General features: G+C 54.3%; 25 protein-coding genes and 1 tRNA gene. 16 read left to right on the forward strand and 10 right to left on the reverse strand.

What is annotated here, in order from left to right:
* Nucleotides 1–109: 109 nt before the first annotated feature.
* From U5822_RS02525 to U5822_RS02580, 12 genes are all read left to right on the forward strand, one after another.
* Nucleotides 110–664, forward strand: a complete 555-nt coding sequence (locus U5822_RS02525) for a phage virion morphogenesis protein (RefSeq protein WP_322854046.1) — start codon at nucleotides 110–112, stop codon at nucleotides 662–664.
* Between the two features lie 2 nt (nucleotides 665–666).
* On the forward strand, nucleotides 667–1,158 hold the full coding sequence (locus U5822_RS02530; RefSeq protein WP_322854047.1) for a hypothetical protein: 492 nt from the start codon (nucleotides 667–669) through the stop codon (nucleotides 1,156–1,158).
* Nucleotides 1,159–1,202: 44 nt separating this feature from the next.
* Nucleotides 1,203–2,165 carry a hypothetical protein gene (locus U5822_RS02535; protein ID WP_322854048.1) on the forward strand — a complete coding sequence of 321 codons (963 nt, stop codon included), beginning with the start codon at nucleotides 1,203–1,205 and terminating at the stop codon, nucleotides 2,163–2,165.
* 16 nt (nucleotides 2,166–2,181) lie between these two features.
* Entirely contained in the window at nucleotides 2,182–2,634 is a 453-nt protein-coding gene (locus tag U5822_RS02540; protein ID WP_322854049.1) for a hypothetical protein, read from the forward strand.
* Between the two features lie 178 nt (nucleotides 2,635–2,812).
* Nucleotides 2,813–5,938 (forward strand): phage tail tape measure protein, encoded by a 3,126-nt coding sequence (locus U5822_RS02545; protein ID WP_322854050.1) that lies wholly within the window; start codon nucleotides 2,813–2,815, stop codon nucleotides 5,936–5,938.
* Nucleotides 5,939–5,997: 59 nt separating this feature from the next.
* Nucleotides 5,998–6,345: a hypothetical protein gene (locus U5822_RS02550; protein WP_322854051.1), complete on the forward strand. Its 348-nt coding sequence runs from the start codon at nucleotides 5,998–6,000 to the stop codon at nucleotides 6,343–6,345.
* Nucleotides 6,345–7,676: a hypothetical protein gene (locus U5822_RS02555; RefSeq protein WP_322854052.1), complete on the forward strand. Its 1,332-nt coding sequence runs from the start codon at nucleotides 6,345–6,347 to the stop codon at nucleotides 7,674–7,676. Before U5822_RS02550 ends, U5822_RS02555 begins: the two co-directional genes overlap by 1 nt.
* A complete protein-coding gene (locus U5822_RS02560) occupies nucleotides 7,669–9,783 on the forward strand; it encodes a hypothetical protein (protein ID WP_322854053.1) in 2,115 nt (704 codons plus the stop codon). Before U5822_RS02555 ends, U5822_RS02560 begins: the two co-directional genes overlap by 8 nt.
* A 24-nt stretch (nucleotides 9,784–9,807) precedes the next feature.
* A complete protein-coding gene (locus U5822_RS02565; protein ID WP_322854054.1) occupies nucleotides 9,808–10,047 on the forward strand; it encodes a hypothetical protein in 240 nt (79 codons plus the stop codon).
* Nucleotides 10,044–10,403: a hypothetical protein gene (locus U5822_RS02570; RefSeq protein WP_322854055.1), complete on the forward strand. Its 360-nt coding sequence runs from the start codon at nucleotides 10,044–10,046 to the stop codon at nucleotides 10,401–10,403. Before U5822_RS02565 ends, U5822_RS02570 begins: the two co-directional genes overlap by 4 nt.
* The gene (lysC, locus tag U5822_RS02575; RefSeq protein WP_322854056.1) at nucleotides 10,345–10,614 is read left to right on the forward strand and encodes an Rz1-like lysis system protein LysC; all 270 of its coding nucleotides are present in this window, start codon (nucleotides 10,345–10,347) and stop codon (nucleotides 10,612–10,614) included. Before U5822_RS02570 ends, lysC begins: the two co-directional genes overlap by 59 nt.
* A 3-nt stretch (nucleotides 10,615–10,617) precedes the next feature.
* The gene (locus U5822_RS02580; protein WP_322854057.1) at nucleotides 10,618–10,998 is read left to right on the forward strand and encodes a helix-turn-helix transcriptional regulator; all 381 of its coding nucleotides are present in this window, start codon (nucleotides 10,618–10,620) and stop codon (nucleotides 10,996–10,998) included.
* A 99-nt stretch (nucleotides 10,999–11,097) separates the two neighbouring features.
* On the opposite strand, the gene U5822_RS02585 is transcribed toward U5822_RS02580, so the two are convergent.
* The 5 genes from U5822_RS02585 to U5822_RS02605 form a co-directional block, all read right to left on the reverse strand.
* On the reverse strand, nucleotides 11,098–11,340 hold the full coding sequence (locus U5822_RS02585; RefSeq protein WP_322854058.1) for a hypothetical protein: 243 nt from the start codon (nucleotides 11,338–11,340) through the stop codon (nucleotides 11,098–11,100).
* A gap of 22 nt (nucleotides 11,341–11,362) precedes the next feature.
* Nucleotides 11,363–11,809, reverse strand: coding sequence for a hypothetical protein (locus U5822_RS02590; RefSeq protein WP_322854059.1), 447 nt, complete (start codon nucleotides 11,807–11,809; stop codon nucleotides 11,363–11,365).
* 190 nt (nucleotides 11,810–11,999) lie between these two features.
* Nucleotides 12,000–12,803, reverse strand: a complete 804-nt coding sequence (locus tag U5822_RS02595) for a PDDEXK family nuclease (protein WP_322854060.1) — start codon at nucleotides 12,801–12,803, stop codon at nucleotides 12,000–12,002.
* Nucleotides 12,804–12,989: 186 nt separating this feature from the next.
* The gene (locus U5822_RS02600) at nucleotides 12,990–14,072 is read right to left on the reverse strand and encodes a relaxase/mobilization nuclease domain-containing protein (RefSeq protein ID WP_322854061.1); all 1,083 of its coding nucleotides are present in this window, start codon (nucleotides 14,070–14,072) and stop codon (nucleotides 12,990–12,992) included.
* A 24-nt stretch (nucleotides 14,073–14,096) separates the two neighbouring features.
* Nucleotides 14,097–14,594, reverse strand: a complete 498-nt coding sequence (locus U5822_RS02605) for a hypothetical protein (RefSeq protein ID WP_322854062.1) — start codon at nucleotides 14,592–14,594, stop codon at nucleotides 14,097–14,099.
* Between the two features lie 404 nt (nucleotides 14,595–14,998).
* On the opposite strand from U5822_RS02605, the gene U5822_RS02610 reads away from it, so the two are divergent.
* Nucleotides 14,999–15,886 (forward strand): hypothetical protein, encoded by an 888-nt coding sequence (locus U5822_RS02610; protein ID WP_322854063.1) that lies wholly within the window; start codon nucleotides 14,999–15,001, stop codon nucleotides 15,884–15,886.
* 147 nt (nucleotides 15,887–16,033) lie between these two features.
* Nucleotides 16,034–16,216 (forward strand): hypothetical protein, encoded by a 183-nt coding sequence (locus U5822_RS02615; protein WP_322854064.1) that lies wholly within the window; start codon nucleotides 16,034–16,036, stop codon nucleotides 16,214–16,216.
* On the opposite strand, the gene U5822_RS02620 is transcribed toward U5822_RS02615, so the two are convergent.
* From U5822_RS02620 to U5822_RS02635, 4 genes are read right to left on the reverse strand one after another with little or no spacing between them, the layout of a single operon-like run.
* The gene (locus U5822_RS02620) at nucleotides 16,200–16,538 is read right to left on the reverse strand and encodes a hypothetical protein (protein ID WP_322854065.1); all 339 of its coding nucleotides are present in this window, start codon (nucleotides 16,536–16,538) and stop codon (nucleotides 16,200–16,202) included. The two genes, U5822_RS02615 and U5822_RS02620, sit on opposite strands and share 17 nt — an antisense overlap.
* A gap of 17 nt (nucleotides 16,539–16,555) precedes the next feature.
* Nucleotides 16,556–16,843: a hypothetical protein gene (locus U5822_RS02625; protein ID WP_322854066.1), complete on the reverse strand. Its 288-nt coding sequence runs from the start codon at nucleotides 16,841–16,843 to the stop codon at nucleotides 16,556–16,558.
* The gene (locus tag U5822_RS02630; protein WP_322854067.1) at nucleotides 16,840–17,376 is read right to left on the reverse strand and encodes a hypothetical protein; all 537 of its coding nucleotides are present in this window, start codon (nucleotides 17,374–17,376) and stop codon (nucleotides 16,840–16,842) included. The genes U5822_RS02625 and U5822_RS02630 overlap by 4 nt, the downstream gene beginning before the upstream one ends.
* A 53-nt stretch (nucleotides 17,377–17,429) precedes the next feature.
* Entirely contained in the window at nucleotides 17,430–18,677 is a 1,248-nt protein-coding gene (locus U5822_RS02635) for a site-specific integrase (RefSeq protein ID WP_322854068.1), read from the reverse strand.
* 382 nt (nucleotides 18,678–19,059) lie between these two features.
* Here U5822_RS02635 and U5822_RS02640 point away from each other — a divergent pair.
* Nucleotides 19,060–19,136, forward strand: a tRNA-Met gene (locus U5822_RS02640).
* A 54-nt stretch (nucleotides 19,137–19,190) separates the two neighbouring features.
* On the opposite strand, the gene U5822_RS02645 is transcribed toward U5822_RS02640, so the two are convergent.
* The gene (locus U5822_RS02645) at nucleotides 19,191–19,892 is read right to left on the reverse strand and encodes a substrate-binding periplasmic protein (protein ID WP_322854069.1); all 702 of its coding nucleotides are present in this window, start codon (nucleotides 19,890–19,892) and stop codon (nucleotides 19,191–19,193) included.
* A 251-nt stretch (nucleotides 19,893–20,143) separates the two neighbouring features.
* On the opposite strand from U5822_RS02645, the gene U5822_RS02650 reads away from it, so the two are divergent.
* A complete protein-coding gene (locus U5822_RS02650; protein WP_322854070.1) occupies nucleotides 20,144–20,599 on the forward strand; it encodes a PACE efflux transporter in 456 nt (151 codons plus the stop codon).
* Nucleotides 20,600–20,666 lie beyond the last annotated feature (67 nt).

Genomic DNA, 20,666 nt, shown 5'->3' on the forward strand with positions numbered 1-20,666 from the left:
ATCTTCGGCATGAGAGTTATTCTCAACAACGTAACGATGTCCCCGCTGCGCGGGAGGTACGAGGGGGAGTGCTGTGGGAAGTGAAGTAAGAGTAGTCGGTTTGAGGGATGTGCTCGAACGCGTCCGCAATGCAGGCCCGAACGCCGCCCAGGCGACAAAGGATGCGATCCGCTCGTCTCTACTCAGTGTGCAGCGCAAGATGAGTCAGCGCACGAAGAACGGCCCGCTCTACTCTCGCACCGGCGAGTTGTCCAGGTCTTTCAATACCCGCACCTACGGCACCGACAAGATCGAATCCGTGGGTGGCCGGGTCTTCACGAACTCTGTCTACGCCCCGATCCACGAATACGGCGGCACCATTCGGGCCAAGCGGGCCTATGCCAGCCTCCCCGGCGGGCCGTTTCTCAACATCCCCTCCGATCAGAACAAAACCGCCGCTGGCGTGATGCGCCTGAGCCCCCGGGAAGCCTTCAATGCCGGCGCCTTTATCGTACCAATTAATAGTGCACGATCTAAATTTATGGTACTATTAAACAATAAACCGTTATTCTGGTTGGTAAAAAGTGTGACGATCAAACCCAGGCTGGAGTTCGTCAGCACTGCTGAAGCAGAAGTACCGACGTTATTGAGCACAATCACGAAGAACTTGGATAAAGAGCTCTGAGAATGGCACTACCCGCGACGATGCAGATACTCGACGAGATCGAGGCACGGCTGAAGCAGATCACCAAAGCCAACGGCTACAGTGTCGATCTGATGAAGCTCGAGCGTGCGCGACTAACCCCGTTTCAGAGCGGTGAGATGCCCTGCATCAACTACTGGCCCGAGTCCGATCAGCTGGTCGAAACTCTGCCGTCAAAGCATCTTCGTGAACTCTCACTCAACGTCGAATTTTACGACACCTCCGGGCGCTCTGCGGCACTCACAGACAAAGCCGCCTTGCTCGCAAACGACGCGTATACCGCACTCTGGCGCTCACCCGACCTCCCCTTGGTGTCCGACCGGCCCGATCCCAACCTGGGTGGAATCGTGGATTCCCTGGTCTTACAGAGTATTCAGCCCGCGATCGGCGAGGGTCAGAACCCTTTCTGCGGGGCTGTGATGAGCATAGCGGTGAGGTACCGGATCGATCCACACACCCTTACCGCGCTTGCATAAGTGTAGCATCTATTAATCAACGTTGAATTAAGGAAATATTTACCATGGCAAATCAATTGCTGAAGTACGAGGCGGGTCAAGAATCCGTGCCGATGGGCGCTCTGACCGATTCCGGAGACGCGAAAGTCTTCGAATCCGAAGCCCAGCTGTTCTCCAAGCGTTCAGGCTTCGCTCCTGTTGTTCGCCCGAACGGCATCTTGACCGGCGGCCAGGTGACGGCTGACGAAGGCACCAACAACTCTGTAGTTGCTGGCAACGCCACTGCCAACATCGGCGGTCAGAAAGTGACTGTGACCCAGGCCACCCTGGCGGTTGTTCGCGCTTCGACTGACACCCACATCGTCAACTCCGTCATCGTGAACGGCGCCGGCACTTACGCCGTGATCCAGGGCGCTGAAGGCACCACCTTCTCTGAGACCCGTGGCGCTGCCGGCGGTCCTGCTCTGATCCCGGACGACAGCATCGAAGTCGCTCAGGTTCGACTGTCCGGACAGGGCGCTGCCGCTGTTGCTGGTTCTGAGATTCAGTCCGTGCCCGGTCTGCACAAAGAGATGGCCCTGAGCCCGGTGTTCAAGATCAACGCCCTGAATGGCACCGTGGAATTCGCTGCTGCTCTGCCGCAGATCCACGTTGGCGGTTCTAAGGCTGTCTATGCGTCTTACGCTGAGCCGATCTTCGCTGACGTTGACCTCGCTTCTGACTTCCAGCCGTCTGAGAACAGCTACAGCCTGAGCTCCCAGGAAGTTTACGGCGGCGCCATCGCATCCGTGTCTACCTCTCTGAATGCCGCTGGCTTCACCGCTTACCTGGACGACGGCATCGCCGACCCTCTGGCCAAGCTGGAAGGTGAAGAGCTGTTCTTCGAGTTCTACCCAGATCGCTACCGCAGCAACAAGATCCTGGAACAGGGCAAGCTGGGCATGACTCGTAGCTACCCGGCCGGCGGTCGTGTACAGGGTGATTTCACTATCTCCCCTGAGAGCCGTGGCGTCTCTGTAGAGCAGTAAGGAAAAGGGCTCAAGCATGAATTTTGACACCAAAAAGTTTCAGAAGACTGTCTTTGAGCCTCGAACCCGTGAGGTGCCGGTCCCGGCCCTCGCGGAGTTTTTTGGTGACGGTGCGGACCCAGTCTTTACCGTTCGTGCGCTTGAGCACTCTGAGATCAGTCGTGTCCGTGAGTGCAATCAGCGCGACGAGATGATCAAAGCCGCCGTCAGTGCGCTGAGCGGTTCCGACGTTGAGAAAGGCAAAGCCATCAAGGAAATCCTGGGCGATGTCGACGACGTGCCGGAGCGTACCCGGGTGCGCATCGAGACACTGAAGATTGCGTGCGTTGAACCGAAGCTGGATCAGCAGACCGCTGTCCGCCTGGGCCAGTTCTTCCCGAACGTTCTGGAGCAGCTCACTGAAGTCATCTTTGAGCTGACCGACCAGGGTGGTGTCATCGCAAAAAAAAAGCGCTCGATCTCTGGCTGAACACGGACATTAAGTTCGACCTCTTCCTCTGTGCCGAGCAAGGCGGATTCCTCTATCAGCACAGACCCGACCTCTTTCCGGACGGGAGGCTCTCTGATGTGGAGCGACACCTCTGGTCCATGCATTACGAAGAACGACAGAAAAAACTCGACTCCGAACGTAAATAGGAACTTCAGGAATGGCAGCAAAAAGCACAGTAGAGATCGTTTTCGGAGCGATTGATAGAACCGGCGGCACGATCTCCCGGCTCGGAGGTCAGCTCGAGGACATGAGGGGCGCGGCCGATTCGGTTGTCTCTCCCCTTGCCAACGTCACTGACTCCATCCTCAAGCTGGATGCTGCCCTGGCTGCCATAAGCCTTGCTGCGGCGGCGTTTGCGACGAAAGAAGCGGTTGCTCTTGAAGCCTCTCTAATCGACTTGCAGAAAGTCCTGGGTGACGGCCAAAGCGCGTCTGACTACACCGACGAGCTGGTGGCCCTGTCCAATGAATTCGGCGTGGCCTCTGACGTAGCCACCCAGTCAGCGGCGGATTTCGTCCAGTCTGGCTTCACCATCGAAGAAGCCCTGGGGCTCGTGTCCGACCAGCTGATCGCGATGAACGCGGCGGAGCTGGATGCAGCCCAGGCCACCTCTATCATCATTCGATCCCTCAAGGGCTTTGGTGCCGAGGCGTCCGACGCCGGCCGTCTGATCGACATCCTGAACGGTGTCTCCAACAAGTACGGTGTGACCGTTGCCGAGCTGGGTGAAGGCTTCGCCAAGATCGCCCCTCTCGCTAACACGCTGGGCCTCTCGTTCGAGGACGTCACCAAGTACCTCACGCCGATGATCGAGGCGACACAGAGCGGCTCAGAGTCTGCGAACGCGCTCAAGACCGTGCTGTCGAAGCTGATCAAGCCGACCAAGGATCAGGCCGACCTGCTGGAGCGGGAGCTCGGCATCCAGCTGGAAGTGAACGGTCAGCGCAAGTCAGCGGCCCGGATCCTGGAAGAAGTCATCGCCAAGTCCGACCGCATGACGGAGGCTCAAAAGCAAAGCACAGCGGCGATCCTGGGTGGTGCTGAGCAGGCTTCCCGTCTCGCTATCTTGCTCAATACCTCCAGCGTACAGGCGGACGTCTACTCCGTCGCCATGGGCTCAGCTGGCTCCGCTGCTGCCGAATTCGCGGTCAAGACGGAGTCCGCGCAGTTCGCGATTAACCGACTCCAGACCGCTTTCAAGAACACCGGCAGCACGATCGGCATGGAGTACATCGAGCAGACCAAGGGCATTGCTGACGCTACCACCGGCCTTTTGCAGTCAATCCAAGAGACGTCGCAGGGAGAGAATGCCGACAAGCTCTTCAGCGTGCTGCGCTCAGCTCTGGAAGACCTGGAGGCCGACATCACGGCCATGGCGGAGAACCTGCCGGAGGCGTTTGAGAATGTGGATCTTTCGGGCCTTCTGGATGCCTTCGGGGTTGCCGGGGATGCGATTGATGAGATCTTCTCGATCGATGTGACGGATCCTGCGGCTCTCTCTGAAGCGATTCAGTTTGTGGTGGATTCGCTGGAGTCCCTGACCCGGGTCAGCACAGAGATCTTCAAAGAACTCGACAAGATGTTCGACCTGATCATCGCCGGAGTAGATGCGTTCAACCAATCTGGCGACGGCGCCAAGGAGATGGCCGGTCAGATCCTGGGCATGGCGAAGACCGCCAAGATAGCCCTGGGCGCGATGGAAGGGCTTACCGGAGCCATTGATGGCCTGGGTACCGGGCTGTCCCTGCTTGCCGGTGCGTCGGTTCTGAAGACCCTCGGCGGCCTTACTGCGTTCAACAAGATCACCCCCATCATTGCCGGCACCACGGCTGCGGTGGCCCGCCTGGCAACAAGCTTTACCCCGCTCGGTCTTGCCGTGAATGTTGCCGCCGGCGCAGTTGCTCTCGCTACGACTGACTTCGACGACCTTTGGTATTCGATTCAGAAGCTGATCGGTATCGAAACGGAGCAGGAAAAGCAGCACAAGAAGACCATGTCGGCGATTGATGAGATGGGTGAATCGATCGCTAAGTTGCGCAAGCAGTATGAGAGCGGCGCGATTGACTCTGCGACATACAACAAGGGCGTCAGCGAAGTGTCCGGAGTGACCCGGGACTGGGCCTCGAACATCAAGACCGCAGTCAGTGAGAGCGAGAAGCTCCGGGACTCATCGAAGAAAACCGGCGATGCCGCAGGAAAGCAGGCGCTTGAGATCGAGAAGACCACGAAAGCGTCTGAGAGTGCTGCTCAAGCCGGCGAGATGCTTGCAAACTCCGGCGTCAGCGTCGGCACGGCTTTCGAAGAGGCTTCGGAAAAGTTGGGCGTTGCTCGCAACGAAATTGAAGAGCTGGCTTTCAATGATCGGCTGCGTCTGATCGAAGTCGCATTCGACATTCAGTCTGAGCAAGCCCGGCAAAAGCTGGATGTGATGAAAGCAGAGCTCGGCTCTGTCAGCGATTTCTTCGACAGCACCGGCGAAACCATTGTTCAGATGTTCGATCAGATCGGCCGGCGCGATGGTTACGATCGAGAGCGCCTGGGCTTTCTCGAAGAGGAGCAAGATCGTCGAGGCAAGATTTTCCGTCAGCAGCAAGACTCCTTGGCACTGGCTAAGAGAGACCTGGAAACTCAGGGGCTTCTGACCGGCTCCGTGCAGGACTTGACCGGACTGCTCGATCTCGCCGCCCAAAATTACGGAGCGAAAGTCGGTGGGTCGATCAATTCCGCGTTCGGCGCCACGAAAAACCTGGTCAGCGAAACCGGCAATCTTGTCAGCCGGAACCTCGAAGCCACGGACTCAGTCGACGGATTGAAGCTGAAGCTAGATGAGATCTCAGCCGGGGTCTTCAAAACCGCTGTGGATCTCGACATCTCAAGAGCGAAAACCGCGCTGAGCTCGCTGGAGAACGCAGGCGAAACGGCGCTCGGCACGATCAGCAGCACCGGCAGTCTGATCACCAAGCTCGTCGACAAAATCAGCGACAAGAGCACCGGCTATTTCGATCGCAACAAGTTCTCCGAAATCCTCGACCAGGAAGTGCAAATGCGGCAAGAGTCGATCGATACTGCGAAGCGCGTTGCTGAAGCTCAAGTTTCGCAAGCGGAGTCAATGACTCGACTGAACAATGCCCGTGCCGAAGCTTTCTCAGATGGCCGTGCGCAGATTGAGATCAAAGCAGATGGCTTGGCACCTGAGCTCAGTCTTGTGCTTGAGAAGATCGTCGAGATGTCCCACATCGAAGCCCTGGCCGGCGGCCGTGAGTACCTTCTCGGCGAGATTTAATATCGCATATAAAACACTATATTGTTATAATGCAATAATATAAGCAAAGAACCATCATCATGAAAGCAGCTATCTTCACAGACAATTTCGACCCGGATGGTGATCGACTGCTCACGCTTGCCCCAGGTAAAAGCAAAATGGGGGACGTCTCCCGCCGACGAACTCGTGTGAAGACTTTAGACGGAGGGTATGCCATTGAAGACCGTGGCTACTCACCCGCCGACCGCTCAATGTCACTCGTGTTTGCAGTGAGCGAAAGCGAGCTGGACTACTTGCGCTATCTGACAGCGACGTACACCTACGCGTACATCTGCATCGAAAAGAATCTCTATTACGTGAGCATCGCCAGACTCAGTGAGGGAGTGATGCAGGCGACCCTTTTCGTCGACGTTGAAGAGGAATACTGATGTCAGCCGTAGCGTTCTACCGCGACCAGGAATTGGCCGAGCGAATTTACTCTCAGATCTTCCTCTCGGCCGACCCGAAGGTTACGTCGCTTGAAGTGATCGATGGGGTTGGCCTGCCGTCGGCAGGGGTTACGATCGATGGGACAGGAGATACGGTTTCCATCTCCTTCTCCGGTGGATCCGCATCGACTCAAGTGACCGCCGACGGCGAATACGTTCTCGATGTCTCCCCCGGGGTTTTCTGTGTTGTCAAAGTCACGGATTACGCTAATCTCGGCGCCACCTCGTCGCAGATGACCGGCGGCTTCGGCAGCGTCAAGAATGCGCTTTTCTCTGACATCACGGCTCAAGAAGCTACGGATGGTGATGTCGAAACAAAGTCGCTGTACGTCAAGAACATCGGTGATGCCATCAACGAATTCCGGCTCTATCTGACACCGAGCAATTCCGGAGAGAGCTACCGTATCGATGGCGCCGCACACAACAGCGTGGAGAGCGCAAAAGTTGTGACGAACTTTGCCGCTGGTGAAGTGCGTTCATTCAGCATTAATCGAATCGTTGATAGCAATAAAGCTCTGACAGCGACTTCTCTAACGTCTGCCGAAATCTGCTACGAAGCGCATTACGCCTCTGCTGCTGTCGCCTCAAGTAAGCAGACATTTAGTTTCTCTGTCGAGTCGAGGATCTACGAGATAGACCCGGGATTCGAGAAGCGGGTTACATATCACTGCGTCATCACGACAGAAGTCAGCGACATTGAGATTCCGTTGCAGAGCTTCAGCAGCCGCTCACGAGTCGATCTTGTCGGTTACGAAGTACCCAGCTTTTTCGTATTCGGAAAAGACGCGTCAGCTCGAGCTGAAGAGATTCAGAGCGACATCGACTCTGGAAGGATCAAGGGTGCTCCGATCTACAAACAGATAACGAATCTCAGCTTGCAGTCACCGGCATTTCATCAGCTCTCGAAGCTTGCCGAAGATCAGCTTGTTCGCATCTACAGACGTGTGCTGCTGTTTTCCGGTGCGACGAATGAAACAGAGATCTGCCGTGGGCTGATCAGTCAGATCCAAATTAACGAGAATCCCAGCAGCTCCTCGCTCCAAATAGCTGCGGTCGAGGAAATCGATGCCCCCGAAACCCAGCGAAATTCAAAGCTCCCGGCCGTCATTTCAGCGTCGGGAACCCTGGGTGGCGGGCTCACGATTCGAATGATGCCGCACGACATGCGTCCGACTGATCGCGTTTACTACCGGGCTACGAGCTACGAAGTTGAGCAGGTAGCGCTCATCGTTAACGAATCATCAAGCAGCATGGAATTGCGCTGTGGCTAGAGCAGAGATTGTTGAGAACATCGGCGGCGGTTACTACAGAATCCGGCTCATCAAGAAGCTGAAGCTGATTGCAGAGCGGCTCAGCACGCTTGAATCTAAGTCCTCTGAGCTTGCTTTGCGGATCGAAGGCGGCGGCACTGAAGAGGAAATGCGGCAGCTTCGGTCTGATCTGATCAACACTAACTCGATGATCAAAGTTCTTAAGAAAGCGAGCGCTCCTGGACAGCCGATTCTTTGCGCGTCAGCTGATGAAAACGCAACGATCCCCGTCGGCACGGTCGTGACGGTCATCGAACACGCATGTTCAGGAAACGCATCGACGTTTGTGATTGCTCCGAACGCCACGAATTTTGACAGCAAACAGCACTCAGAGATTGTGACGACACCTGAGATGTCGAAGTGGGAGTGGCTGTACGCCAGGATCGCTCAGCCTCTTGCGATCACTCAGAAGCCCAAGTTTTGGTTCGGCAAGATACTCTCGATATCGGAAGATCTGAGGTCAGCCAACGTCAGCATTTTCCCGCGCACGGTTGAGCTCAAGCCGCTTCTTCCAAAAGCCACCGAAGAGCACATATGCAACTGCCGATACCGCCTGGGTAATGACTTCGCCCGTTTCAGCGTTGGCGACGTTGTCGCAGTGGATTTTCATTTCGGGGTCGGCACTCCGACGGTTATCGGATTTTCAGAGATGCCGGAGAGCCCGGAATTCATCAACCCGGTTATCCCGACGTCTCAAGGCTTTGAGCTCGAACTATTTCTTAGCGGTGGTTCCAATAAAAATAAACAGGCCTACGGCGCCGTATTTAATGGACAACTGCGGTATTGGCGGACTGAAAATAGTCACGTTAGTGAAGAAATTGGACACAAGCTAGACACGATCCAGCAAATCGGCACGAACTACCCAATCGAATTTAATCTTGAATTGCGCAGTGCCTTTCTTGACGACAGCGCAAGAAACTACGTCCAGCCACCTGTGATTCCGAGCGGCCTGGATCCAGACGATTTTTCGAACTGGAAAATTCCAGATACCGGAATGCCGTACGAGATTGGCAAACACGCCTCTATGCCTTACGTGACACACGATCTTCGACTGGTTGAGCGCTTTTGCCGATTCGGAAGTGAAGTGGATCCGACAATCGAGGACGACTGGCGTACTGAATTCGAGTTCGGCGATCCACTTCAAAGTGTCGACTCAAGATCAAAAGATTCGGTAGTCGAATACGAAGACCTGAAACCCCACGAGTTCCCTTTTTACGTCAAAAGCCTGGAGCGTCCGATCGCTTTTCCGACGTGCATCTTGCTCGACGACCAAGAAAATCCCAGCGCGATCCGCTTCTATGACCCCGAATCTTTTGCGCTACTAATGCATCGACCGCTCCAGCTTGAGTACGAAGATGGCAACGCTATCTACACTGCCGGCTGCAATCCCTTTAGCTGTGCACACGGCAAGCGCCCGATCTACAGTGGCTCGTACGAAGAAATTTTGCGGTGGGGCATGCAAGAGCATTTTGTCATTACGAATGAGAACCACATCGCCGGCATTTATTACCCTCCGTGGGAGAGCCCTTCAGATAGTAGGTCGTCTAGTCGTGATGATAATCCGATCAGCCAAAATGGTCGTGTACTAGCAGACCGACTCTGGCGCTGGGATTATTCGACTGTCGACACGGTGATCGGCGAAGACTATGCGTACAACGTTTTGCCCGCTGAAACTGACGCTATAAATCTGATGAGTAAGGATACCGGCAGTGTTCAATTTCCGATTCTGACCGTTCCAGTGGATACCTCTTACTACGACAAGTGGGGCGGCGTATACATCCCTGATTTCCCACTAAAAAACGTTTATCCCGGGAAAATATTTGGCACCGAAAGCGGCATTCTAACAGTCAGAAATGAAGTGACTGAAGAGATCGAAGATCGCGTCGACATTCCTCAAATGGGAACCCTTTTCAATAAGCTGGGCGACTATCGAACGAAGAGGCGTGACCCAGAAACAGGCGAGTTCCGATATACATCCGACGATGAGAACCATGTCTATTTCAGCGAAAACAGAATCTCATTTAGGTTCCATTTTATCGGCACACTCCACAAACCCGTGACCCACTAACAGTAGCATTTAAGAGCAATTACCATGAATTTGAACTTAGAAGTACAACGAAAAAAATGGGCCAACCGGCGCCGCATGGCCTGGATGTCCTTCATCGCCATCCTAGTTATCGGGGTGCTGTCATTCGTTTTCCCTGCCGCCGCTGAGCAGTCATCAGGTGTCCTGGGTGCCGTGGTCGCCCTCCTGGGCGCCATCGTCCTCGGATACCTGGGGTTCAGCTCCTGGGACGACGTGAGAACGCAAGAAGGCGCATACGAGCGATGAGCTGGCTGATCGGGAAGCTCCTGGGGCCCAAGGTCCTGCTGGGAATAATTTTGAGCCTGGTCACTGCACTACTGATCATTTGTCTTCAACTGAACCTGGCAAATAGTGAAGCGGCGAATGCGTCACTGAACAACAAGACGCTTACTGAATCGGTGAACTCGAAAGAACTGGCACTGCTGCGGCTCCGTCAAGAGCGGCATGACCTGGAAGTCTTACTGATGGCCCGCGATGCGGAAGTGACGAGCGGAAGAGAGCAGCTGGAAGAACTGAGAAAGGAACTGAATGATGTGGAAAACGATGCGTGTCTTGATGCTGCTGTGCCTGACGCTGTCGCTGAGCTCTTGCGCGACGACTGAGTACGTCACCCGCACCGAGGTCGAGGTCCTGGCGCCCCCGGCGGCTCTGCTGGTCTCTCGTACCGCTCCAGAGCTGTCGTGTAAGCCGACCTACCGAGAGGTCGTGGAAAGCCTGCTGATGCACCGGGAGCTGCTGAAACAGTCGAACCTGGACAAGCTGGCAATGCAGAAGTGGATTGAGGACAATGATGGTTTCGTGATTTCGGAGTAAGAGATGGCAAAGCTGAAAGCAGTGTCACCGATCGAACGAGCCGGCCGTGAGCACGAATTCAGAATCAAGATGCTGCGCGGCGAGCTTACCGCCGGCCAAGGCTTGAGGTTCATTCGAAAAAAACTGCTAGGGCTTTCTCGAGATCAATACAGCGAATACTGTCGAATCAGCAAGGAATTGCTCAAGCGCATTGAGAAAGACGATGACAGTGTCTCACTGAGAGACATCAAGAAAGCCCTAGAGCCTCTGGGCTACAGTTTAGCGCTCGTGTCTCAAGCGGAAATACCGGAGTGTCTGATCGAAGAGTACCAGCAAGACCACCCCTCGAACCCTCCCCGCAAGGGGGACAAGCTTTTGGCGGAGCAGGCGCTGACATCGAAGTGAAACTATATTTTCCATAACCGCCAATAAATGAAAAAATCCTTTCAGAATTACCCGAAAACCACGAGGTTCTGAAAGGATCTTTTCATTCAGTGCCGTGAATCAGTACACCCAATTTGCACTGACCACCGGCGGCGGAAGACGACTCATTCGGTTCAGCTGCTGATCCATGAATCGCTTCACCGACGGCCAGTTCCTTTTCCCGATCATCTCGATCTGGCGCTCGCTCGGACCGAGCAAGACATGAAACCGGCACAATTCTTTCTCTTCAAAAGCACCCCGGCATCCCACAACCTCAGTGCTTACTACAATTTCTCGACTCTCATCACATGCTGTTAACTTCACAAATTCTCCTTGGTTTTTAGTTTTACGACAGACGCGAACGGAACTCGCTGCGCAGCCACATTTCCAGCACTTCCCATTCCTCGTGCACTTTCACAAGCGAGATGACTTCGTCTCCGCGCCCGAGGTAGATCTCATCACTGACGGTCTCGGCGGATGCCTTCTCACCGGTCTCTTCTTCGAAGACAGAGCCAGGCGTCTTGATCCGGGCGAAATCCGAGTGCTCGATCTTCATGTCACGCAAGTCCTCGCCTTGGATTTTGCTCACTTCCAGCGGCACTACGACCAGGTACTCGACGTCTTCATGACGAATCACCAGCTTGCCTTCGAGTCGCGCAGAAACCATCAGTTCGCCGGCGACTACCGTCCGTTCGATCTGAATCATCTTGATGCCATCGCACGCCATCTTGCCTTCGCTGAGCACCGAGATCGGAGCCACCTGGACTGCATTTTTCTTCTTTAGATTGCTCATTTTTTTCTCCGATTGAACATTTCATAACGTTTAATAAGTCCAATCATATATTCCGGAAATTTTCATGCCAACTTATTTTTTTCCGTTTACTTACAGATATTTAGAAAATGATACCGAACAGTATAATTCCAAATTCGTAAGCTATTAATGGAAAAGGAAAAAGTGAAAACGTAATTTTTTGAAACTTTTTTCAGGCAACTTTGAGCTGGGCGGGAAGGATGTTGCGGGCATAGAAGGCTTTGAATTTTGGATTCTTCACGAAGTCTCCGAGTTCGTCTTCAAACGTGTAGATGCAGTTGAGGCCGGCTTTGATCTGTCGCTCACACCACTCCTCGAGAGTGTACTTCGTGCCGTCCTTGCGGGCCGTGGCCCAGGTGCACTCGACGCCACGCTTGCTGAAGATGAAGAAGATCCCGATGTCGTTCTGCTCCATGATCAATCGGTACTTCTGACTTTCGGCGAAATCCCGGAACCTGCCCTTCACTTCGATCGCAATCCTGGTGCCTGGCATCACCCCATCACTGACGTACTTGGTCTTCTTCACATAAGGAAACTCGTGCCGCGTGGTGTACAGCTGAAGCTTCGCCAGCGGGCTGTCACCAGCCAGGACCCGGGCTTCCAGGGCGGAATCGATCCGGTGCCCGTTTACCTTCCCGATGCGCTGGAGATCCACGAAGTGATCGTTCAGGTACGGGTTCTTGAGCAGCTCCACAAAGTCCGCATACCCCGTATCATCAGTCACCGCTTTCATATCCTTCGCGTACTGGAGCTTCGTCTCTGTCGGGGCATTCGGGATGTCGACATCTTGATACTTCACCAGCAACTCCTTCTGCTTCACCGCCGCCTGCCGGGCCCGCTCGGAGTCCTGGACGATCGGATGGGCCTGAATCTGAGTGAGCATGTCCTGCATTTCTTGACGCGAGAGAGACTCGATATCGAGCCCGTGTAACTGTGAGAAATCGAAAGAAGGGTTGTGATCAACCGGCCAGGACATGCCACCATACCAATACCATGTATTGAGTATCTCATAATTAAAGGTATGGTATATAACGATTTATTTTTTGATCGGTCGGGATTTCAGGCTTTATAGCAGGGGATTTTTTGGGGTCAATAGAGAACCCCCCCGCCCCGCCTGGGCTGCCGGCGAGCAACAGTTTTTCCAGGTAGGACGGGTATTTTTTTAGTGGTTTTTCAGGAATTGGCCGACACCGCCGGATCGACGGGCATCTAGTGCTGCTTGGCGCTTGAGCTCTCTTGCAGCCTGCGCTTTTTCCGCTGACTCTGTAGCCGCTGGATTCGCATCAGATCCGCTGCTAACTGCTCTTTCAGCTCGCTGCGTATAGCCTTTCGGTACAACTGTGACTTGCTCATAAACGATACCCTCATTCGGCCCTTTAAGTTCCACCATCTGCCCCTCGTCTTCGTCGTACTGCATGCCCGTCAGGCGAGAGAAAGTGAGCCGCGAGCTCTTCAAGTGATAGCCTGAGATCGACTTCTGCTCGAAGCTGTAGCTGATGCCTTTCGGAAAGCCTTTGTCGTTCAGTGTCAGCATGACGCCGACACCCAGGGCTTCGCACATCTCAACGAAATCCTGGAAGCTCTGACCGCGACTTTCTTCGACCGCGATCGCAAGCTTCGCCAGTAGTCGCTCACGCCAGCTGAGACCGACCTTCTTCTCTTTCTTGATCGCTCTGAGGCCCATCTGGAAGTCGTCTTTCGGTACGTCACGACCCCAGGTCTCCCGGGGTGACGGGGATGGGTCCAGCTTGAAACGCTTCTCAAGACGACGCATGCACGACATGCCACGCTCGAAGTCGTTCTTGTCAGAAACCATGCGGTAGCTATTCCCTATCTGCACTCTGCAAGCAAAGATGTGCACGTGCTGAGAGTCTTTCTCTTCGTGAATCGCCGCTGTCCACTTCGCAGATGGCTTGTAGCCCAGGGAGAAGACGTAGTCCTCCGCGACCTCTTTCCATTGCTCGTCTGTCAGATGCTCGTTCGGGCGAAGCGAGATGATGTAGTGAGCGAACTTTTGCTTAGCACGCAGATTCTTCGCCGCCCCGAACTCAAGCTCGTCTTCCATGTCGTCGAGATCGATTCTGACGATTTTACCCTCCGGATCCCGGGTGATTGGGTCTCCGGAGAAAGTTGTCGAGCAGATGTGACGCAGGTTTTCGATCTGATGATCGTGACCTTTTCCGCGATAGATGTACGCCAGGGTCCCTCCGGCGCTTGCTCTGTTCTTCATCTTCTTGTGAATCATGATCGCACCCCACAATGCGCTCGGTTACTTTTTCGCGTGCTTCCGGATGTACTTCGAAGTCTGCGAGAGAGTCCTGAGCATGTTCTCCATCATCGCTCGATCATCTTTGCCTAGCGCAACATCGCTAAGGAAGTGCTTGATCATCGGCATCATAGTTGCCGCAAGATCGTCGATCGCGTGCAGGCCGAGGTCGCCTTTCGAGCGTGGTTTCTTGCGCAGGATCAGCTCACGCACGAAGACGGCAGGCTCACCGGTCCAGCCGTACTTGTAGATCAAGTCATCCAGCTTCTCGCGCTCGGCGGCGTTCATGCGCAGCATCAGAACTGGCTCCCGCTTCTCCGGGTCCTGCTTCTTCGGCCGGCCAGGCTTCTTTCTCTCTTTCACTTCGACGTGCTCATCCGGGGCTCGACTGTCCGCAAGAATCTCTCGAATCTCGTTCTGAACCAGCCCGAAAGCGGTCATGCCATCATCAAGAAGGTGATTTGATGGGACTTCGGCGGTGTTGTTTTTTGTCATTGTCATAGCGCTCATCCTCTTTTGTAGTAACGCTTTGTCTGTAAACCGGAGTTACTCCGTGTCTGCTGATGCAGAGTTACGCCGCACATAGCTGGCTTAGTAACTTTCCGATAATTTAATAGTATCAGACTATCATTGATTTCGTGGCAATCTGCGTAGTTTTTTTAGCATTTTTAAACAAAATGATTTTGACACCAACAATCGCTTTGAGAACAAAAGGAAATGAGGAGGGATGACCGGGAAACCAGTAATTGCCATAGGTGGCACAGGAAATGCCGTAGATGGCACATAAAATGACAAAGGTGGCACTAACTCTTTTTCCGTTACTTTTTATGCCGAATACGATGATAGCGTTGTTTACAAAATCGTTATAGTCGCTATACTTTTTGCAACCCAACCCGGAGGTCGAAATGGTTCAGCGATATTCAGAGCACGAGAAGCTGATTGCAGAAGCTGTGAAAGCGCTTAGGCACCTCAATTACGTGCAGAGCGACTCATTCGATATCGACGAGCAAGAGCGTCGTATCGTCATTGCTGACGGAGACTACACCGGTCGTCCGCCGGTCAAGAAAGAGATTCAGATCGAGCGGGCGCAGCAGAGCTACGACGAATCGCTGGCTGAGCTAAAGAAGTACGAGAAGGACCAGGGTGTCGATGCCACTCCGATCTCTGAGATCGAGCAGAAAGCGCTGTACGAAGACGAGAAGCGCGGTCGAAAGAAAGGCGGCCGGGCCCTTGCTCTTCAGAAATATATCCGCCGGATCGAGCGTAAGATCGACGACACCATGGCGGCGCCTGAGTCGGACTTTGTCCAGCCCGAGGGTGCATCTGGTCGTCCGAAAATGTCCCGGGCGGAGAAGATCAAGAACTTCGAAAACCTGGTCGACAAGGCTCGCAAAGAGCTGGAAGTCGAGTACCGCATCATGGACCCAAAAGAAGTGCTTTGGCATCAAGTGCACGACTTGAAGAGCGACCGTCGTCAGCTGCGCCTGGCCCTGCGGAACCCGGATAACAACCAGTCAGCACGGATCTGGAAGCGACTCAAGACAGAAGAGGCGATCAAGGAAGAGCTACTAAGCGTCACTGAGAAGATCGCGGCGAAAGAACATGAGATGCGCACCAGCGAGTTGAAGACTCACCGCAAAGCGGTGGACAATCTTTCAGAGCTGTCACTCGAAGAAGTCTCAGATTACAGAAAGACACTAGAGAATCTGATCAAAGAGCAGAAGAAGATCAAAGAACTGGAAGCGCAGGCGAAAGAATTGGGCATTGACGTATCGGTTCTCAAAGCGAAGTGATGTGCCCGCATGGCGGGCGTCTCAAGGTGGTTGGAGGCGGTTTTTGGGGAGAGTCGTATCGGTTCGGATGTCGGTTTCGGTTTAAGAATCTTCTAAAACACGGCGCTCTCCGCCGTAAATTAGGGAAAACGCAAACCGGGGTGAAGCATGAGCAATAAAAGCGAGTTCGAAGAGACCGTCGAAAAGGTCTTCGATGAAGTCGAGCGCACCCGAAAAACCCGGGAAGTCATCGACTCACTCGGCGGCGACGAAGACGGGCAGATCATCGAGCTAGACAGGAAGTCCGGCGGGAAGATCATTCCGAAGCCTAACACTAGAAATTCGGAGTGAACCCCTTCTCTCTCATAGCTTCCGCCCCATTGATCTCGTCGGGCGAGTAGCCTTCCCTGAGCGCTAGAATGGACTGCACCGGCATCGTTATACGTTCACCAGCCCCAACTAACTGATAAGTGCTGTTCCGCGTAATCGCGAAGAGCTCATCTCCCTCCTTTACTTCCTTGAGAACAGGGGAGGTGCAACAGTAATTGCCGGGAGACCACCGACCCGAGGGGTCTCTTTCTACGATTCCCCAAGCAATCACTCCTTCCATTGCTTTTCCCTCAAACTCAAAGTCAATGAGAAACCATTTCTTCAAAACCGTCGTTACTTGCATGTTTAACTCCAAGCTTTTCAATCGTAAGGGCAATCAGGACTACCCCATTCTGCCCCTACGGGCCCACCTACTGCTCCTTGGAGCTTTCGATGTTTAATCCACTCTATAGCCATCTCATCCATGATTTCGGCGGGAATCTCAGCAGTAAGCTGCTCGATCATTTTGCCCCCAAAGACTTCTTTCGAAACGGAGAATGAGGGCGGCGGGGTAAGATCCAGGAAGACCGACCTCGGATCGTCAGAGAGTAGCTCTTCAGTATAAAGGTGGTACTTTTCGCTGCCTGATATCGATGCTCGCGTGCTCATTCATCACCTCCAGCTACGCCAGAATCCTCATTTATCACAGCCTGCATACGCTCAACTTCGTCGTGAACTATTCCACGCAGCGAGCTGTGCAAGAATATAGTCATGAGAACGAACTTCTCTTTTACGCTCAGATCACCATATTTCAAAGCGAGTTGGGGCGGCCGATCAGGGTTGTGCTTGATAGTCTTCTGCAAGACCTCTTTACCCTGAGCAGTAAAAGCACTGTAGAGATTATTCACATCACTTTTCGTCAACTCAGAGTCGGTCTTATGAGCAAACTTATTGCGAATATTACCGAGCACAGACAGTGGCCGTATGAGATCCTCATCCATCCCGAGCGCGGCAGCCAGAAGGACCTTCTCTGAAAACTCTAGCTTTATTTTGTCGAGATATTTGTGCTCTTCGACATTAAGCAGTAGGACATGATCCAGCTGCTCTTCGACTTTGATGTGAGAACGAACGACCAACGCAAGCTCATCGTCTGTGAGAAAAGCCTGCATTAACTTGCTAGTTTCTTCTTCTTTAGAGATCAACAGCTAAACTCCCTTTCCAACGATAGTACCCGCCCCTCCAGGCTGTCGTTTTACTACCCGAAGACTCTCGCAACAGCTTCTTTTCTGTGATCGTGAGTGAGGTGAGCATAGATCAGTGTAGTGCTGATGTCTTCGTGCCCGAGCAATTCCCGAATCGTATTGAGATCAACACCCGCCAAGGCCAACCTGGACGCGAAGGTATGCCGGAAGTCGTAAGGCCGGAAGTCCTCGATTTGCGCATTCTCAATGACACGAGTGATCGCCCTAGGCAGACGCTCCATCGGCTTGCCGGTCTTGCCCGGGAAAACCAGGCCTTTCTTCTTAGACCCCGGGCTCCGCTGCCACCGTTCAAACGCCTCAACGGCCTTGTTTGACAGAGGAATGTGCCGAGTCTGACCGCTCTTAGCGCCGGCACCCACAACTGTCAGGGTCTTGTGTCCGAGGTCCACGTTCTTCCAGTCCAGCTCCAACAATTCCTCCGGCCGGCACCCGGTGTGGATCGCAATCAGAATGAGCGGGTACACGTGATCACTGAACTGATCCTCACGGATCTCCGGCTTCAACGGCTTCTTCCGGTCTTTCAGGAAGCGGTTGTAGCTCGACCTACCCTCCCGGGCCTTCGCCTCACGTCCTTCCAGCAACTCCATCAGACGCGCATCCTCTTCTTTAGAGAGGAAACGGACTTTGGTGCGCATATCCACCTTCAGCTGCTTGAACTTCTTCAGCGGACTCTCTTTCAGCACACCAACGCGAACTGCATGAGACAGCACAGCCATGAGCGCAGCGATATCCCGATTCACCGTCTTCTCAGAGATCCCTTTACCCAGGCGCTTCTGCCGGAACTCCAAGACCTTTCTTTCAGTGATCTCAGTCATGGGCTTTGAATACCAGCCCCCGAAATGCAGCTTGAGCCGATCCAGGTCCTCGTCTGCCCTCTTCCGCTCAGCTTCCCGCCACGGCCTATAGATGTCATCGATAAAAGTGCCCAGCTTCTGCGACTTTTCCGCTATAGACTTTTGACGTGCCTCCTTCTTGACCTGGTTGAGGTTCTTCCCGGCCGCCACCTCGCCAGCCCTACGCCTCGCCTCCTCACGAGCGTCAGCGAGAGACACCGCATCACAAAGCCCGATCTTGTACTTGCTGCGCTTACCATCCTCTCCCGTATAGACCAGGTAGTAAGACTTCAGCCCAGTCACTCCGACTCTTACCAAGAACCCGGGGACAACCGTATCCCTCACTTCGTATCTCTTGTCTGTGGGAGCAAGGGAATTAATCAGCCTGTCTGTCAGTTTCTCCTTCACGCCATTCTCCTGGGGTTCCACCCCTTCTTTCTTTGACATCAACCTTAAACCGCACCGGGGTCCGCAGACTGGCCCGAATCTACATAATACCTGATATTTTTGATCGGGGGTCCGCCGGGGGTCCGGATATCGGGGGTCCCTATGGGGTCCGGAAATGCTCATTTGGGACCAAACTGCCTTTTGTTTACAACCATTCGCCCCGCAGTCATGAGCACGCTATTGAATCGATGGGAACCGGCTCGCTTGGGACTATGATTGCGCACAAAGAGAATCAGTTTATTGATTACAAAGAGAAAAAAGAGATAGACTACACATTCAGAGTTGAGATTTGAGTGCTGTGAACCACCGAATTTTGAGGGGACTCTGAAGTTGAATTCGAAATGGCAAGGTAGCTCAGTTGGTTAGAGCACAGCACTCATAATGCTGGGGTCGGCGGTTCGACTCCGCCCCTTGCTACCAGACTTCGAAAAGGGCCACGATGCAGATCGTGGCCCTTTTTTTGTTCTGCCCCCCTCAATCCAGGTCGTTCCGGTACCGGCACGTGCGAATCGCGCGGCGAAGGCTCGCGGTCAACTGGCTGTCGCCGTGGGCATGGGACACATACAAAGACAGATTGACCCAGGCCGCGGTCCGTTCGAAGTAATCGCCCTGGTAGCCGTCCATGTACTTGTCCACCAGCACCCAGGGCAACACCACCACATCGGCCCGCCCCAGTTTCAGCATTTCCACCGCCTGGCCCCAATGAGAGACGTGAATGACTCTGGGATTCTGGCCCTGCAGCAGCTGATCGCCAACAAAGCGCCGGACGAAGGCGTAGGTCAGGCCCTCGGTGCTGCCCAGGGGTGGCAGATCCTTCAACAACAGGTAGACGTACTCGGTCTGGAACAACAGGCCGCCAAAATCGGCGTACTCGTCCCGATCCGAGGTTTGCACCAGCGGCAGGCCTGCGGCGATCCCGCCTTTTTTCAGCTGGTACAGCATTTGGGCCAGGGGCATTTCCACGAACTGAAAATCCCCGTCGACCCGTTCGAAGACACAACGGTAATAGGACGCAAACCGGCCAACGAGCCGGCCCTCGTCCACCGCAATCTCGCGCTTGATGCCCTCGAACACGGCCACGATCTTCGGCGCCGACGGTGCCGATAACGCTGGCCAGGGGGCCATCTGCAGCAGGGCAAGGAACAGCAAGGGGGTGAGTGAGCGCAATCGTTCCATGATCGGTCTCCGAGGCACCAGATACTCATCCATGATTGGTGCTTTGTGTCCAAGTGTGGTGACTTTACCGCATCGACGAACCCGTCGCCGATACTGGACTATAGCGTACAATCCCTATCTTGCTACCCGATTTTCAAACAGGCATGATGCCACCGGCTGCCAGGCATTGCGCCGGGTCCAGCCACTGGGGACGCCCCCACCCTTCCCTGGACATGAACGCGGGACGACCCGCCGTCGTATCTTCCTTTGTTATGCGAACCACCAAAGATAGAATCCGTCAGGCCGTTCTGTTCGAATCCATCGGCCTTCTGCTCTCCATCCCCCTGGCCGCCTTTGCCTTCGGCTTCGACCTGGGCAAGACCGGGGTCCTGGGTGTGGCCGGCGCCACCATGGCGACGGTCTGGAACTACCTCTACAACCTGCTGTTCGACCACGGCCTGAAACGGCTGACCGGCTCGACCCGCAAGTCCCTGGCGTTGCGCTGCCTGCACGCCCTGGGCTTCGAATTCGGACTGATGCTGGCGTTTTTGCCGGTGATCGCCTGGTGGATGAGCATTGGTCTGCTCGAGGCGCTGCTGGTCGATGTCGCCTTCGTGGTGTTCTACCTGGTGTACGCCTTTGCCTTTACCTGGTGTTACGACACCGTGTTTCCGGACCCGGATGCCCGCCAGCCGGCGCCCTCCGGGCAGTCCCAGCAGGCTCGTTAACCCCTGTCCCGGCGCACCCGGCGCCGGGTACACACAAATTACACAAGCTTTAACAATTCATCGGGCG

It is taken from the genome of Marinobacter qingdaonensis, from assembly GCF_034555935.1.
Lineage (GTDB): Bacteria > Pseudomonadota > Gammaproteobacteria > Pseudomonadales > Oleiphilaceae > Marinobacter > Marinobacter qingdaonensis.

Excerpts from the sequence above, each read along its gene's own strand:
- U5822_RS02530 (WP_322854047.1), top strand. The coding sequence starts at position 667 with ATGGCACTACCCGCGACGATGCAGATACTCGACGAGATCGAGGCACGG.
- U5822_RS02535 (WP_322854048.1), top strand. The coding sequence starts at position 1,203 with ATGGCAAATCAATTGCTGAAGTACGAGGCGGGTCAAGAATCCGTGCCG.
- U5822_RS02540 (WP_322854049.1), top strand. The coding sequence starts at position 2,182 with ATGAATTTTGACACCAAAAAGTTTCAGAAGACTGTCTTTGAGCCTCGA.
- U5822_RS02545 (WP_322854050.1), top strand. The coding sequence starts at position 2,813 with ATGGCAGCAAAAAGCACAGTAGAGATCGTTTTCGGAGCGATTGATAGA.
- U5822_RS02550 (WP_322854051.1), top strand. The coding sequence starts at position 5,998 with ATGAAAGCAGCTATCTTCACAGACAATTTCGACCCGGATGGTGATCGA.
- U5822_RS02555 (WP_322854052.1), top strand. The coding sequence starts at position 6,345 with ATGTCAGCCGTAGCGTTCTACCGCGACCAGGAATTGGCCGAGCGAATT.
- U5822_RS02565 (WP_322854054.1), top strand. The coding sequence starts at position 9,808 with ATGAATTTGAACTTAGAAGTACAACGAAAAAAATGGGCCAACCGGCGC.
- U5822_RS02570 (WP_322854055.1), top strand. The coding sequence starts at position 10,044 with ATGAGCTGGCTGATCGGGAAGCTCCTGGGGCCCAAGGTCCTGCTGGGA.
- lysC (WP_322854056.1), top strand. The coding sequence starts at position 10,345 with ATGCGTGTCTTGATGCTGCTGTGCCTGACGCTGTCGCTGAGCTCTTGC.
- U5822_RS02580 (WP_322854057.1), top strand. The coding sequence starts at position 10,618 with ATGGCAAAGCTGAAAGCAGTGTCACCGATCGAACGAGCCGGCCGTGAG.
- U5822_RS02590 (WP_322854059.1), bottom strand. The coding sequence starts at position 11,809 with ATGAGCAATCTAAAGAAGAAAAATGCAGTCCAGGTGGCTCCGATCTCG.
- U5822_RS02595 (WP_322854060.1), bottom strand. The coding sequence starts at position 12,803 with ATGTCCTGGCCGGTTGATCACAACCCTTCTTTCGATTTCTCACAGTTA.
- U5822_RS02600 (WP_322854061.1), bottom strand. The coding sequence starts at position 14,072 with ATGATTCACAAGAAGATGAAGAACAGAGCAAGCGCCGGAGGGACCCTG.
- U5822_RS02605 (WP_322854062.1), bottom strand. The coding sequence starts at position 14,594 with ATGACAATGACAAAAAACAACACCGCCGAAGTCCCATCAAATCACCTT.
- U5822_RS02610 (WP_322854063.1), top strand. The coding sequence starts at position 14,999 with ATGGTTCAGCGATATTCAGAGCACGAGAAGCTGATTGCAGAAGCTGTG.
- U5822_RS02615 (WP_322854064.1), top strand. The coding sequence starts at position 16,034 with ATGAGCAATAAAAGCGAGTTCGAAGAGACCGTCGAAAAGGTCTTCGAT.
- U5822_RS02620 (WP_322854065.1), bottom strand. The coding sequence starts at position 16,538 with ATGCAAGTAACGACGGTTTTGAAGAAATGGTTTCTCATTGACTTTGAG.
- U5822_RS02625 (WP_322854066.1), bottom strand. The coding sequence starts at position 16,843 with ATGAGCACGCGAGCATCGATATCAGGCAGCGAAAAGTACCACCTTTAT.
- U5822_RS02645 (WP_322854069.1), bottom strand. The coding sequence starts at position 19,892 with ATGGAACGATTGCGCTCACTCACCCCCTTGCTGTTCCTTGCCCTGCTG.
- U5822_RS02650 (WP_322854070.1), top strand. The coding sequence starts at position 20,144 with ATGCGAACCACCAAAGATAGAATCCGTCAGGCCGTTCTGTTCGAATCC.